The 13,592-nt window shown below is 71.7% G+C and carries 10 protein-coding genes; 8 read left to right on the plus strand and 2 right to left on the minus strand.

Translation table 11 applies throughout. From position 1 onward, the window contains the following. Position 1 precedes the first annotated feature (1 nt). Positions 2-292, minus strand: coding sequence for a co-chaperone GroES (gene groES / locus IPG65_RS02105; protein ID WP_293187639.1), 291 nt, complete (start codon positions 290-292; stop codon positions 2-4). A 301-nt stretch (positions 293-593) separates the two neighbouring features. On the opposite strand from groES, the gene IPG65_RS02110 reads away from it, so the two are divergent. The 3 genes from IPG65_RS02110 (at position 594) to IPG65_RS02120 (ending at position 6,583) form a co-directional block, all read left to right on the plus strand. Then, positions 594-2,777, plus strand: a complete 2,184-nt coding sequence (locus IPG65_RS02110; protein WP_293187640.1) for a TonB-dependent receptor — start codon at positions 594-596, stop codon at positions 2,775-2,777. A gap of 171 nt (positions 2,778-2,948) precedes the next feature. Beyond that, complete coding sequence (locus IPG65_RS02115) at positions 2,949-5,045, plus strand: PQQ-dependent dehydrogenase, methanol/ethanol family (RefSeq protein ID WP_293187641.1); 2,097 nt, start codon at positions 2,949-2,951, stop codon at positions 5,043-5,045. A 104-nt stretch (positions 5,046-5,149) separates the two neighbouring features. After that, a complete protein-coding gene (locus IPG65_RS02120) occupies positions 5,150-6,583 on the plus strand; it encodes an aldehyde dehydrogenase family protein (RefSeq protein ID WP_293187642.1) in 1,434 nt (477 codons plus the stop codon). 191 nt (positions 6,584-6,774) lie between these two features. Here the strand turns inward: IPG65_RS02120 and IPG65_RS02125 are convergent, their stop codons facing one another. Beyond that, a complete protein-coding gene (locus tag IPG65_RS02125) occupies positions 6,775-7,536 on the minus strand; it encodes an IclR family transcriptional regulator (protein WP_293187643.1) in 762 nt (253 codons plus the stop codon). Between the two features lie 163 nt (positions 7,537-7,699). Here IPG65_RS02125 and IPG65_RS02130 point away from each other — a divergent pair, with 163 nt between their 5' ends. The 5 genes from IPG65_RS02130 to IPG65_RS02150 all read left to right on the plus strand — a co-directional run bounded on the left by IPG65_RS02130 (position 7,700) and on the right by IPG65_RS02150 (position 13,578). Beyond that, positions 7,700-8,866 (plus strand): CoA transferase, encoded by a 1,167-nt coding sequence (locus IPG65_RS02130; RefSeq protein ID WP_293187644.1) that lies wholly within the window; start codon positions 7,700-7,702, stop codon positions 8,864-8,866. Then, the gene (locus tag IPG65_RS02135) at positions 8,863-9,480 is read left to right on the plus strand and encodes a cysteine dioxygenase (RefSeq protein WP_293187645.1); all 618 of its coding nucleotides are present in this window, start codon (positions 8,863-8,865) and stop codon (positions 9,478-9,480) included. The genes IPG65_RS02130 and IPG65_RS02135 overlap by 4 nt, the downstream gene beginning before the upstream one ends. After that, positions 9,477-10,262, plus strand: coding sequence for an enoyl-CoA hydratase/isomerase family protein (locus tag IPG65_RS02140; protein ID WP_293187646.1), 786 nt, complete (start codon positions 9,477-9,479; stop codon positions 10,260-10,262). Before IPG65_RS02135 ends, IPG65_RS02140 begins: the two co-directional genes overlap by 4 nt. A gap of 166 nt (positions 10,263-10,428) precedes the next feature. Further along, the gene (locus tag IPG65_RS02145) at positions 10,429-11,403 is read left to right on the plus strand and encodes a tripartite tricarboxylate transporter substrate binding protein (RefSeq protein WP_293187647.1); all 975 of its coding nucleotides are present in this window, start codon (positions 10,429-10,431) and stop codon (positions 11,401-11,403) included. Between the two features lie 57 nt (positions 11,404-11,460). Then, the gene (locus IPG65_RS02150) at positions 11,461-13,578 is read left to right on the plus strand and encodes an acetate--CoA ligase family protein (RefSeq protein ID WP_293187648.1); all 2,118 of its coding nucleotides are present in this window, start codon (positions 11,461-11,463) and stop codon (positions 13,576-13,578) included. The last annotated feature ends 14 nt before the right edge of the window (positions 13,579-13,592 follow it).

Below are 13,592 nucleotides of genomic sequence, written 5' to 3' on the forward strand. Positions count from 1 at the left end.
ATTACTTCTCGACGACGGCGAACAGGTCGTCTTCCTTCATCACCAGCAGCTCGTCGCCGTCCACCTTGACGGTCTGGCCGCTGTACTTGCCGAACAGCACGCGGTCGCCGACCTTCACGTTCATGGGTAGGCGGTCGCCGTCGTCGTCCATCTTGCCCGGACCCACGGCCAGCACCTCGCCCTGGTCGGGCTTCTCGGCGGCGTTGTCGGGGATCACGATGCCCGAGGCGGTCTTGGTTTCGTTTTCGAGGCGCTTGACGATCACGCGATCGGCGAGGGGGCGCAGTTTCATGGGTGCTCCTGTGTTCAAGTACGAGATGCGAAGGATGGAAGGCCAGGGACGCGGCGGTTGCCGGCCGCGCACCAGGCCGGAAGGCGATGGGCGAGCGCATTGTTAGCACTCATCTCCAACGAGTGCTAATCATAAAGGCAAATTCCGCCAGTTCAAGGGGGGTGAGGGCGGTTCTGGTGGCGGCCCGTCCAGGACGTTGGCCGCACCGGCGCCTGATCCGGCCAGGGGGCTCAGCTATAAAGGGGCCATGAAACACGATATTTCCGACCCTTGGGGGCGTTATGGGGCCTCCGAAGAGGCCATGGAGCCCGCGGGCGCCCGCACTCGGCCGTTCCCCGTCTGGCGCCGGTCGGCCGCCTGGGTGGCGGCGGGCGCGCTGATCGGGTTGCCCCTGCGCGCCTGGTCGCAGGCGCCCGAAGCCGAAGGCGGGAGCGTGGGCGCAAGGGCGCCCGCACTGCCGGAAGTCACCGTCTCGACGCCGCGCGGCCCCGTGCCGGCCTTCGACGTGGCCGGGTCGGTGGACCGGGTGGAGGGCGAGCAGATGCGCGAGAACCGGCTGCAGGTGCACCTGTCCGAAAGCCTGGACGGCGTGCCCGGCCTGCGGCTGCAGAACCGCCAGAACCTGGCGCAGGACCTGCAGCTGTCGGTGCGCGGCTTCGGCGCGCGCTCGACCTTCGGCGTGCGCGGCGTGCGCCTGTACGTGGACGGCATTCCGGCCACCATGCCCGACGGGCAGGGGCAGACGTCCAACATCGACATCGGCTCGGCCGATCACGTGGAGGTGCTGCGCGGCCCGTTCTCGGCGCTGTACGGCAACTCCAGCGGCGGCGTGGTGCAGGTCTTCACCGAGGACGGCGCCGGCCCGCCCCGGCTGAGCGTCTCGGCCGCCGGCGGCAGCTTCGGCACCTCGCGCACCGGCTTCAAGTTCAGCGGCGCCAGCGGCCGGCTGGGCTACGTGGTCAGCGGCAGCCATTTCCATACCGACGGCTGGCGCGCCCGCAGCGCGGCCGACCGCGACATCCTCAACGCCAAGTTCGGCCTGGCGCTGGACGGCGGCGACAAGCTCACCCTGGTCGCCAACCACGTGCGCATCCGCGCGCAGGACCCGCTGGGCCTGTCGGCCGAGCAGGTGGCGCAGAACCCGCGCGGCGCGGCCCTGGCGGCGCAGTACGACACGCGCAAGAGCGTGGAGCAGACCCAGCTTGGGCTGCTGTACGAACGGCGCCTGGGCGCCACGGACGAGCTCCGGCTCATGGTCTACGGCGGCGAGCGCCGCACCACGCAGTTCCAGTCGATTCCGCCGGCGGCCCAGCAGAACCCCCTGCACGCCGGCGGCGTGATCGACCTGGCGCGCGCCTACGCCGGGTTCGATCTGCGCTGGAGCACGCGCACGCAACTGGCCGCGCGGCCCTTCGAACTGGTGGCCGGCCTGGCCTACGACAGCCTGCGCGAGCACCGCCGCGGCCACGAGAACTACCTGGGCACCGTGGCCGACCCGCAACTCGGCGTGCGGGGCCGGCTGCGCCGCGACGAGCGCAACACCGCCCGCAACGCCGACCCCTACGTGCAGGGCACCTGGCAGTTTCACGACCGCTGGCGGCTGGATGCCGGCCTGCGCCGCAGCAGCGTGCGCTTCTCGTCCCAGGACGGCTACGTCGCGGGCCCGAACGGCGACGACAGCGGGTCGGTGCGCCACGCCCGGTTGCTGCCCACCGCCGCGCTGCGCTACCAGGCCACGCGCGACCTGGCCTTCTACGTGGCGGCCGGGCGCGGCTTCGAGACCCCCACGCTCAACGAGATCGCCTACCGCCCCGGCGGCGCGGGCGGGGTCAACTTCGCGCTGCGGCCGTCCCTCAACACCAGTGTCGAGCTGGGCGCCAAGGCGCGTCTGGCCGGCGGCCTGCTCACCGCCGCCGTGTTCCAGACTGGCACGCGGGACGAGATCGTGACCCTCGCCAACACCGGCGGCCGCGCCACCTTCCAGAACGCCGGCCGCACGCGGCGCCGCGGCTTCGAGCTGTCCTGGCAGCACGAGACGCACAACCACTGGCGCACCCAGATCGCCGCCACCTGGCTGGACGCGCGCTACCGCGACGCCTTCTGCGCGCCCGCGCCCTGCGGCGCCGACGGCGGGGTCGCGGCCGGCAACCGCATTCCCGGCATCGCGCCGCGGGCGCTCTACGTCGCCGTCGGCTGGGCGCCGCCGCAAGGCTGGCGCGCCGGCGTCGAGGTCCGCGCGCTGTCCGCCGTGCAGGCCAACGACCGCAACACCGCGCGCGCGGCCGGCCACGCGGTGGCCGCGCTGCACGCAGGCTACCTGCGGCGCTGGCAGAGCTGGGAGTTCAATGCCTTCGCGCGCGTGGACAACCTGTTCGACCGGCGGTACATCGGCTCCGTCATCGTCAACGAAGGCAATGCCCGTTACTTCGAGCCGGCGCCCGGCCGCCACTGGACGGTGGGCGTGAACGGCACCTATCGGTTCTGAACGAGTTAGTCAAATTTGATAGCTGCTGGCGCAGTATCCATGCGGGCTATCGTCTGGTTTGTTCAATAAATGGCAGGCGCGAGGGACAGGCCGTCGCGCCAGGGGACAAGCCGGAGGGCGCGCGATGTTCTAGACTGCCGCTGTCGTGGAAGCAACAACAAGGAGACATCGATGAACTTCCGTACCACCGGGCTGGCGCTCGGCGTTCTTTTGTGCCTGGGCGCCGCGCCCGCGTCGGCCCAGCAGGCCGCGGGCAACCGTGCAGCGGCCGTCCAGCGCGTGGATGGCGCCTTCGTCCGCGCCAACACCGCCAAGACGCCCGACTGGCCGACCATCGGCCTGGACTACGCCGAGACGCGCTACAGCCGGCTTGACCAGATCAACGCCGCCAACGCCAAGGACCTCGGCCTGGCGTGGTCGTATGACCTGGAGTCCACCCGCGGCGTCGAAGCCACGCCGGTGGTGGTGGACGGCGTCATGTACGTCACCGCTTCGTGGAGCGTGGTGCACGCCATCGACGCGCGCACCGGCCAGAAGCTGTGGACCTTCGATCCGCAGGTGGACCGCACCATCGGCTACAAGGGCTGCTGCGACGTGGTCAACCGCGGCGTGGCGCTGTGGAAGGGCAAGGTCTACGTCGGCGCCTTCGACGGCCGCCTGATCGCGCTGGACGCCGCCACCGGCAAGGTGGCGTGGGAGAAGAACACCATCGAGGGCCAGAAGGGCGCGTACACCATCACCGGCGCGCCGCGCGTGTTCAAGGGCAAGGTGATCATCGGCAACGGCGGCGGCGAGTACGGCGTGCGCGGCTTCATCACCGCCTACGACGCCGAGACCGGCGCGCAGAAGTGGCGCTGGTACAGCGTGCCGGGCGACCCCTCCAAGCCCTTCGAGGACGAGTCCATGCGGCGCGCCGCCAAGACCTGGGACCCCAGCGGCAAGTGGTGGGAGGCCGGCGGCGGCGGCACCATGTGGGACACGATGACCTTCGACCCCGAGCTGAACACCATGTACGTGGGCGTGGGCAACGGCTCGCCCTGGTCGCAGAAGGCGCGCAGTCCCAAGGGCGGCGACAACCTGTACCTCAGCTCCATCGTCGCGCTGGACCCGGGCACCGGCAAGTACAAGTGGCACTACCAGGAGACGCCCGGCGAGAACTGGGACTACACCGCCACGCAGCCGATGATCCTGGCCGACATCAAGGTCGGCGGCAAGCCGCGCAAGGTGATCCTGCACGCGCCCAAGAACGGCTTCTTCTTCGTCATCGACCGCACCAACGGCCGGTTCATCTCGGCCAAGAACTTCGTGGACGTGAACTGGGCCACCGGCTACGACAAGAAGGGCCGCCCGATCGAGATCGCTGCGGCGCGCGACGACAGCGTGGCCGAGATGATCCCCGGCCCCAACGGCGCCCACAACTGGCACCCCATGTCCTTCAACCCCAAGACGGGCCTGGTCTATCTGCCGGCGCAGCACATTCCGGTGGCGATGGTGGACGACAGGCAGTGGAAGTTCAACGAAGCCGGGCCCATGCGCTACGGCTCGGGCACGGGCTGGAACACGGCCAAGCTGGTGGGGGCCGAGCCGCCCAAGAGCAAGCCCATGGGCCGCTTGCTGGCCTGGGATCCGGTGGCGCAAAAGGAAGTCTGGCGCGTGGAGCACGTGGCGCCCTGGAACGGTGGCACGCTCAGCACGGCCGGCAACCTGGTGTTCCAGGGCACGGCCGACGGCCGCCTGGTGGCCTACAACGCGACCAGCGGCGAAAAGCTGTGGGAAACGCCCACCGGCACCGGCGTGGTGGCGGCGCCCAACAGCTACATGGTGGACGGCAAGCAGTACGTCTCGATCGCCGTGGGCTGGGGCGGCTCGGCCGGCATGGGCACGCGCGCCACCGAGCGGCAGAACCCGGGCACCGTCTACACCTTCGCGGTCGGCGGCACGGCCAAGATGCCGCCGTTCGTCGAATACCGCATGGGCAAGCTGCTCCAGGGCGTGAAGTACGATCCGGCCAAGGCCCAGTTGGGCGCGGCCCTGTACGTGGCCAACTGCTACGCCTGCCACGGCCTGCCCGGCGTGGAGCGCGGCGGCGCGCTGCCCAACCTGGCCTACATGGACGCGGCCTACATCGAAAACCTGCCCAACTTCATCTTCAAGGGGCCGGCCATGTCGCGTGGCATGCCCGACTTCACGGGCAAGCTGTCCAACGACGACGTGGAAGCCATCAAGGCCTTCATCCAGGGCACGGCGGACGCGATCCGGCCCAAGTAACCGACCATGGCCGTCCCGGCACCGAAAAAACCCGCCGCGTGAACCGGCGGCGCCCCGCGGGGGGCGCCGCCCATCCGCTGCATCGCAACCAAGGAGACAAGCGCATGAAAGACCATCTGCAGTTCTACATCGACGGCCAATGGGTGGACCCCGCCCAGTCCCGCACGCTGGAGGTCATCAACCCCTCCACCGAGGAGGCCATCGCCCGCATCAGCATGGGTTCGGCCGCCGACGTCGACAAGGCCGTGGCCGCCGCCCGGCGCGCCTTCGAGACCTTCTCGCAAACCACCCGCGAGGAACGCCTGGCGCTGCTGGGCAAGGTGCTGGAGGTCTACCAGAAGCGCTACGGCGACATCGTCGTGGCCGTCTCGCAGGAGATGGGCGCGCCGCTGTGGCTGTCCAAGGCCGCGCAGGCCGCCATGGGCGTGGCCCACCTGGCCACCACCATCGAGGTGCTCAAGAACTTCCCCTTCGAGCAGGTGCACGGCACCACCGGCATCGTGCATGAGCCGGTGGGCGTGGTCGGCATGATCACGCCCTGGAACTGGCCCATCAACCAGATCATGTGCAAGGTGGCGCCCGCCCTGGCGGCCGGCTGCACCATGGTGCTCAAGCCCTCCGAGGTGGCGCCGCTCAACGCCATGCTGGTGGCCGAGGTGCTGCACGAGGCCGGCGTGCCGCCCGGCGTGTTCAACCTGGTCAACGGCGACGGGCCGGGCGTGGGCGAGGCCATGTCCATCCACCCCGGCATCGACATGATGACCTTCACCGGCTCCACCCGCGCCGGCATCGCCGTCGCCAAGGCCGCGGCCGACACCGTCAAGCGCGTGGCGCAGGAGCTGGGCGGCAAGTCCGCCAACATCGTGCTGGACGACGCCGACCTGGAAAAGGCCGTCACCCAGGGCGTGCAGGCCATCATGATGAACTCCGGCCAGAGCTGCAACGCGCCCACCCGCATGTTCGTGCCGCGCGCGCTGCACGCGCGCGCCATGGCCGCCGCCAAGGCCACCGCCGAATCGATCAAGGTGGCCGACGCGTCCGCCGAGGGCATGCACATGGGCCCGGTGGTGAGCGAGCTGCAATTCAACAAAATCCAGGGCCTGATCCAGAAAGGCATCGACGAAGGCGCCACGCTGGTGGCCGGCGGCACCGGCCGGCCGGACGGACTGGACAAGGGCTACTTCGTCAAGCCCACCGTGTTCGCCGACGTGCGCAACGACATGACCATCGCGCGCGAGGAGATCTTCGGCCCGGTGCTGGTCATGATCCCCTACGACACGGAGGAGGACGCCATCCGCATGGCCAACGACACGCCCTACGGCCTGTCGGGCTACGTGCAGTCGGGCAGCCTGGAGCGCGCGCGCCGCGTGGCCTCGCGCATGCGCACGGGCATGGTGCACCTGAACGGCGCCGGCCCCGACCCGTCCGCGCCCTTCGGCGGCTACAAGCAGTCGGGCAACGGGCGCGAGTGGGGCGAGCACGGCTTCAAGGACTTCCTCGAAGTCAAGGCGGTGATGGGCTTCCAGCCGTCCGCCTGAATCCCCGGCCCGGGATGGGCCACCCCGGGGCCGCCATCCGGCCTCGGGGCCAGCATCACCGGTGGGGGCACGCGCCAGCCCACCATCGCGGTGATATCGATTGCTATTGATTAGATAGCTGTAGGCGCTTGTTCCGCGCGGGCTCAAGGCCAGTTTCGCTATTTTTCCGGTTTCCGCCGGCATCCTCCTCCTCAGTGATCGACGTCGCCATGCCGGGCGAGCGTGGCCGAGGCCAGCGCCGCCGCATCGACCACCAGCCGCGCCAATTGGCGCACGCCCTTCTTGCGGATGCGCTCGGCCGGGCCGGAGATGCCGAGGGCCGCGATGGCGCGGCCGTTCGCGCTCCGCAGCGGGCTGGCGATGCCCCAGACGCTCGCTCGCCATTCGCCGCGGTTGATGGCAAAGCCCTGGCGGCGCACGCGTTCCAATTCCAGCGCCAGCGCCGCCGTGTCGGGCGCGGTGCTGGGCGTGTGGGCGTGCAGCGGGCGCACCGCCAGCAGCGATGAGGCGGGCGCCTCGCGCCAGGCCAGCAGCACCTTGCCGGTGGCCACGCAGTACGCCGGGGCACGCCCGCCGATGACCGAATAGGCGCGCACCGGCTCGGGGCTGTCGAGCTTGTCGATGTAGATCACCTCGTCGCCGCTCAGCACCGACAGGTGCACGGTCTCGTTGCTCTGCGCCAGCAACTGGCGCATGGCCGGCGCCGCCGCCTCGCGGAAGTCCAGCCGCCGCAGCGCGCGGGCGCCCAGCTCCCAGATCTTCAGCGACGCGCGGTAGCTGCCGCGCTCGCCCTCCTGCGTCACGTAGCCCAGCTCGACCAGCGCCTGCAGCAGCCGGTGCACGTTGCTGCGTCCGAGCTGCAGCGCGTCGGCCAGCTCGCTGATGCCGGCGGCGCCGTCGCGCGCCGACAGCAGCTCCAGCAGTTGCAGCCCCTTGACGAGGGTGTTGTTCATCCGAGGGTCTCCTCATCTCGCCGCGCGGCGAAAACCGCGCGATCGCCCGGGCCATTGTTCTGAAAGGTGGAAAGATAGCGCTGAAATACGGAACCGTCTACCATGCCCCGGCATCGGCGAGGCGCGGCCTTCCGGTCAGATTCCGATCATCGAGACAAACCCCATGAGCACACCCATCGGCCCGTTGTCGGGCGTCAAGGTCGTGGAGTTCTGCCAGGTCGCGGCAGGACCATTCTGCGGCATGCTGCTGGCCGACTACGGCGCCCAGGTGGTCAAGATCGAGCCGCCCGAGGGCGACACGCTGCGCCAGTGGCCGCCCATCCACGACGGGGATTCGGAGAATTTCGCGTCGCTCAACCGCTCCAAGCAATCCATCGCCCTGGACCTGAAGAACCCGGCCGACCTCGAACTGGCGCGGCGCTTGGTGCTGGAGGCCGACGTGCTGGTGGAGAACAACCGCGCCGGCGCCATGGAGCGCCTGGGCCTGGGCTGGCCGTGGTTCCGCGCGCGCAAACCGTCGCTGATCTACTGCTCCATCTCGGCCTACGGGCAGGACGGGCCGCGCGCGGGCGAGGGCGGGTTCGACCTGACGATGCAGGCGGCCGCCGGCGTGATGAGCGTCACCGGCGAGACCGAGGGCGCGCCGGTGAAGTGCGGCGTGCCGATCTCGGACTTCACCGCCGGGCTGTACGCGGCCTTCTCCATCGCCGCCGCGCTGGCCCGGCTGCGCGCCGACCCGGCCGGCGCCGGCTGCCACATCGACGTGCCCATGTTCGCCACCACGCTGGCGGTGGGCGCGCTGCAGACCAGCGAATACTTCGGCACCGGCCGCAACCCCCGCCGGCTGGGCTCGGCGCACCCGCGCAACGCGCCGTACCAGGCGTTCCGCTGCGCCGATGGCTGGTTCGCCATCGCCGCCGGCAACCAGAAGCTGTGGCGCGCCGTCTGCGACGTGACCGGCCTGCCGCACCTGCTGGAGGACGCGCGCTTCGCCACCACGGCGCTGCGGGCCGCGAACCAGGCGGCGCTCAGGGACCTGCTCGAAGCCGCGTTCGCCGCCAGCGGCGTCGATGACTGGGTCGGCCGCTTCGCCGCCGCGGGCGTGCCGTCGGCGCCGATCAACGGCTTCGCCGAGGCGCTGGCCGATCCGCAGGCGGCGCACCTGGGGCTGGTGCAACCCATGACGCTGCCACGCGGCCGCGCCACCCGCACCGTGGGCTGCCCCGTGCGCTTCGATGGCGCGGCGCCGGCGGTCGATACGCGCCCGCCGGCGCTGGACGAGCACGGCGCCGCGCTGCGCGGGCAGACCCCGCTGGAGGCCGTGCGATGAGCGCCCCGGCGGACCGCATCGCCCCGCTGCGCGCCTTCGTCGCCGAGGCCACGCGGCTGGCCGACCGGCGCCTGCCCGAGGCCGGGCACGTGAACGAGGTGCGCGCCCTGCTGGCCCGGCTGATCGCCACCGACGGCTGGCTGCCCGAGGCCTGCGCCCAGCCCCATCCCGAGCACTACCAGCAGCACCTGCTGCACTGCGACCCGCTGGAGCGCTTCAGCGTGGTCAGCTTCGTCTGGGGACCGGGCCAGCGCACGCCGATCCACGACCACCAGGTGTGGGGGCTGATCGGCATGCTGCGCGGCGCCGAGACCGGCCAGCGGTACCACCGCGACGCTGGCGGCGCGCTGCGGCTCGACGGACCCGTGGCGCGCCTGGAGCCGGGCGGCATCGAGATGGTGTCGCCCGCCACCGGCGACATCCACCTCGTGGCCAACGCCTTCGACGACCGCGTCTCGATCAGCATCCACGTCTACGGCGCCAACATCGGCGCGGTGGCGCGGCACGTCTTCGATCCGGTCTCGGGCGCGGCCAGGCCCTTCGTCTCGGGCTACTCTTCCACGCCGGTGCCCAACCTGTGGGACCGCTCCAGCGAGGTGCGCGCGCGGCTATGAACGGCACCACGGTCCTGCTGCACCAGGCCAGCGCCGAGGGCGTGGCCACCCTCACGCTGGCCCAGCCCCGGCGCGGCAACGCCCTGTCGGAGGCGTTGGTCGAGCAACTGATGGCGGCGGTGGACGGCGCCGCGGCCGATGCGTCGGTCCACACGCTGGTGCTGCGCGGCGAGAGCCCGCATTTCTGCACCGGCTTCGACCTGGGCGCCGACACGGACACCACCCAGGGCGGCGGCGCCCCCCGCGACGGCCCGCTGCTGTGGCGCTTCGCCCGCATCGAGCAGTTGCTGAGCCTGGTTTGGCACGCGCCGTTGCGCACCGTGGCCGTGGCGCAGGGCCGCGCTTGGGGCGCGGGCGCCGACCTGTTCGCCGCCTGCGACCTGCGCTACGCCGCGCCGGGCACCGAATGGCGCTTTCCGGGCGCCGGTTTCGGCCTGGTGCTGGGCACGCGGCGGCTGGCGCAGGTGGTGGGCTCGCAGGCGGCGCTGGACTGGGTGGGCCACGGCCGCCGCATCGGGTGCGACGAGGCGCTGGCGCGCGGGTTCGTCACCGCCGTCCTGCCCGGCGCCGACGACGGCGGGCCGGCGCCACCGCCGCCGCTGGCCGTGGACCGTGCCACCTACGCGCGCCTGAAGGCCGCGTCGCGCCCGGACCGCCGGGACGCCGATCTCGCGGCCCTGGTGCAGTCGGCCTGCCAACCCGGCCTGGCCGCCCGCGTGCAGGCCTACCGCAGCCGGCGCCCGGGCGCGCCCAGGCCATCGGGTGAACTATCAGATCAATAGCAGGAGACGCAGTATGGACGCTGGCTCATGACCAAAATCATTCAAGACACCGCTTCGGGCGCCGACCGGAGCGCATAAGCAAACAAGAAAAGGATCGTTCCCTCCCCGGGCGGCGCTGGTCATCATCGCGCCCCTTCGATCGCAACCAACGAAAGGCTCGACTTCCATGCAAAAACCTCAACGCCTGCGACTGGCGCTGCCCCTGGTGCTGGCGGCGCCGCAGATCCTGCTGGCGCCGAGCGCGCGGGCCCAGCAGCCCTGGCCCTCGGCGCCCATCCGCCTGGTGGTGCCGTTCCCGCCCGGTGGCTCGTCCGACATCCTGGGACGGCTGGTCGCCGAGCACCTGGCCCGGCGGCTGAACGCCAACATCTTCGTCGACAACAAGCCCGGCGGCACGACCCAGATCGGCACCGAGCTGGTCGCCAACGCGCACCCCGACGGCCACACGCTGCTGCTGGCCGCCGCCTCCAGCTTCACCACGCTGCCCAACCTGCGCAAGCTGACCTACAGCCTCGACAGCTTCGAGATCATCGGCGGCGTGGCCGACTACATCGCCGTGATGGCCGTGCGCAAGACGCTGCCGATCGAGAACGTCAAGCAGTTCGTCGACTACGCCAAGCAGAACCCCGGCAAGCTCGCTTTCGGCTCGGCCGGCGAGGCGTCGGCGGGCCACGTCTACGGGCTGACGCTGGCGCGCGACACCGGCATCCAGGTGCTGCACGTGCCCTTCAAGGGCTCGGCCGCCGCCGTCAACGCGCTGGTGGCCGGCGAGATCGACTTCATCATCGACGGCGCCATCACCCCCATGGTGAAGGCCGACCGGGTGCGCCCGCTGGCCACGCTCTACCGCCGGCGCCACCCCGACCTGCCCCAGGTGCCCACGCTCAGCGAGGCCGGGTTCGACATCACCAGCACGCAGGCCTCGGGCTGGGGCCTGGTGGCGCCCAAGGGCACGCCCGCCGCCATCCTGTCCCGGCTGTCCGGTGCGCTGCACCAGGTGCTGGAGCAGAAGGACGTGCAGGACGCGTTCGCGCGCGCCAACTCGATCGCGTCCTGGCAGACCCCGGAGGCCCTGCGCAAGGGCCTGGAGAGCGACCTCAGGGTGTACGCCGAGCTGCTGCCCGCCATCGGGATCAAGTGACCCGGACCGCGCCGCCATGGCCCGCTGAATGAACCCCCGCATAGGACCGAGACCGCCGTGAACAACCCGCTTCTCCCGCCCTCGCGCACCGTCCGCGAGATCCTGCACCCCCAGTCCGTCGCCATCGTCGGCGCCTCGGGCGACGAGCAGAAATGGGGTGGCCGCCTGCTGCGCTACATGCTGCTCCACCGTCACGTCGGGCCGCTGTACCCCATCAACGCGCGCGCCACCGAGCTGATGGGCCTGCCGGCCTACCCCTCGCTGCGCGACTGCCCGGGGCCGGTGGATCTGGCCATCCTGCTGGTACCGCGCGACCACGTGCGCGCGGCCGTCGAGGACTGCGTGGCCAAGGGCGTCGGCTGCGCGCTGTGCATCACGGCGGGCTTCGCGGAGACCGGCCCGCGGGGCCGCGCCGACGAGGAGGAGATCGTGGCCCTCGCGCGCGCCGGCGGCGTGCGCCTGATCGGCCCCAACTGCATGGGCCTGATGAACGCCCACCACGGCCTGTGCGCGACCACCGGCGTGGTGATGGGCACCCTCGACAAGCTGCCCGCCGGCGGCATCGGCATGGCCAGCCAGAGCGGCGCGCTGATGGGCGCGATGATCTCGCGCGGCATCGACATCGGCGCCGGCTTCTCGTCCACCGTGTCGGTCGGCAACCAGGCCGACCTGGACCTGAACGACTTCTTCGAATACCTGATCGACGACCCGAAGACCGACGTCATCAGCCTGTACATGGAAGGCGTGAAGGACGCGCCGCGCTTCACCGCGCTGCTGGCCCGCGCCGCCGCCGCCGGCAAGCCCGTGTGCATCGCCAAATCCGGCCGCAGCGAGGCCGGCGCCAAGGCCGCCGCCTCGCACACCGCCAGCCTGGCCGGCGCCTGGCCCGCCTTCGAGGCCACCTGCCGCCGCTGGGGCGTGTACCTGTTCGAGACCATCTACGACCTGCTGCAGGGCGCGCTGCTGCTGCAGCGCGGCAAGCGCGCCGCCGGCAACGGCGTGGCCATCTTCTCCGGCTCGGGCGGCGGCGGCGCGCTGCTGACCGACGCGCTGGAGGCGCACGGCCTCGTGCTGCCCGAGCTGTCCGACGCCACGCGGCAGGCGGTGGCCGCCGTGCTGCCGGCCACGCACCGGCAACTGCCGTTCGACTTCGGCATGCTCAACCACGCCGCGCCGCCCGACCCCCAGGTGGCCGGCGGCTCCATCGGCATCGCGCTGGACCGGGCGATGCGCGATGCGGCCGTGGGCGCCGGCATCCTGCTGCTCACCACCCAGCCGGGGCAGGAGAACGTGGCGCGGGCCGCCATCGCCGCCGCCGACCGTTCGGCCAAGCCGCTGCTGTTCGTGCAGGGCGCAGGCAACCACGGCGACATCGCGCGCCGCATGCTGCGCGAGGCCGGGCACGGCTACTTCGACAGCCCGCACGACGCGCTGAAAGTGGCCGCCGTGCTGGCCCACCGGGAAGCGCCCGAGCCGGCCGCGGCGCCGGGCCGGGACGCGGCCATTCCGGCCGGCCTGGCGGACGGCTTCCTCACCGAGCCCGATGCGCGCCGCCTCGTCGAGGCCGCCGACATCCCCACCACGGCCTGGCGCTTCGCCCCCGACGCCGACGTCGCCGTGCAGGCCGGCCGCGCGCTGGGCGGGCCGGTCGCCATCAAGGCGGTCAGCGCGCGCATCGTGCACAAGAGCGACGTCGGCGGCGTCAAGCTGGGCGTGCAGGGCGACGACGCGGTGCGCGCCGCCTGCGCGCAGATCGCCGAGGCCGCCCGCGCCGCCGGCGTGGACCGGCTCGACGGCTACCTCGTCACCGAGATGTGGCGCGCCGACGCCGAGCTGATCCTCGGCGTGCAGCACGACCCCGACTTCGGCCCCTTCGTGATGGTCGGCGCCGGCGGCGTGCTGGTGGAGCTGATGAAGGACGTGCAGCTCGCCCCCGCACCCGTGTCCCACGCGGCGGCGCGCGCCATGCTCGGCCGCCTGCGCAGCCTGCCCTTGCTGACGGGCTACCGGGGCCGCCCCGCCGTCGACCTGGACGCCATCGCCGACGTCATCGTCCGGCTGGGCGACCTGGCGCTGGCCTCGCGCGGGCGCCTGCGCGAGCTGGACATCAACCCGCTCTTCGTCGCCGGCCCCCGCGTCGCCGCCGCCGATGCGCGCGCCACCCTGGCTTCTTGAACTTTTCAATCGAC

Source organism: Ottowia sp. (assembly GCF_016703145.1).
In the GTDB taxonomy this organism is placed as follows: domain Bacteria; phylum Pseudomonadota; class Gammaproteobacteria; order Burkholderiales; family Burkholderiaceae_C; genus Ottowia.

Coding starts and splice junctions, on each gene's coding strand:
- IPG65_RS02130 (WP_293187644.1), top strand. CDS start 7,700: ATGAGCACACCCATCGGCCCGTTGTCGGGCGTCAAGGTCGTGGAGTTC.
- IPG65_RS02135 (WP_293187645.1), top strand. CDS start 8,863: ATGAGCGCCCCGGCGGACCGCATCGCCCCGCTGCGCGCCTTCGTCGCC.
- IPG65_RS02140 (WP_293187646.1), top strand. CDS start 9,477: ATGAACGGCACCACGGTCCTGCTGCACCAGGCCAGCGCCGAGGGCGTG.
- IPG65_RS02120 (WP_293187642.1), top strand. CDS start 5,150: ATGAAAGACCATCTGCAGTTCTACATCGACGGCCAATGGGTGGACCCC.
- groES (WP_293187639.1), bottom strand. CDS start 292: ATGAAACTGCGCCCCCTCGCCGATCGCGTGATCGTCAAGCGCCTCGAA.
- IPG65_RS02115 (WP_293187641.1), top strand. CDS start 2,949: ATGAACTTCCGTACCACCGGGCTGGCGCTCGGCGTTCTTTTGTGCCTG.
- IPG65_RS02110 (WP_293187640.1), top strand. CDS start 594: ATGGAGCCCGCGGGCGCCCGCACTCGGCCGTTCCCCGTCTGGCGCCGG.
- IPG65_RS02145 (WP_293187647.1), top strand. CDS start 10,429: ATGCAAAAACCTCAACGCCTGCGACTGGCGCTGCCCCTGGTGCTGGCG.
- IPG65_RS02125 (WP_293187643.1), bottom strand. CDS start 7,536: ATGAACAACACCCTCGTCAAGGGGCTGCAACTGCTGGAGCTGCTGTCG.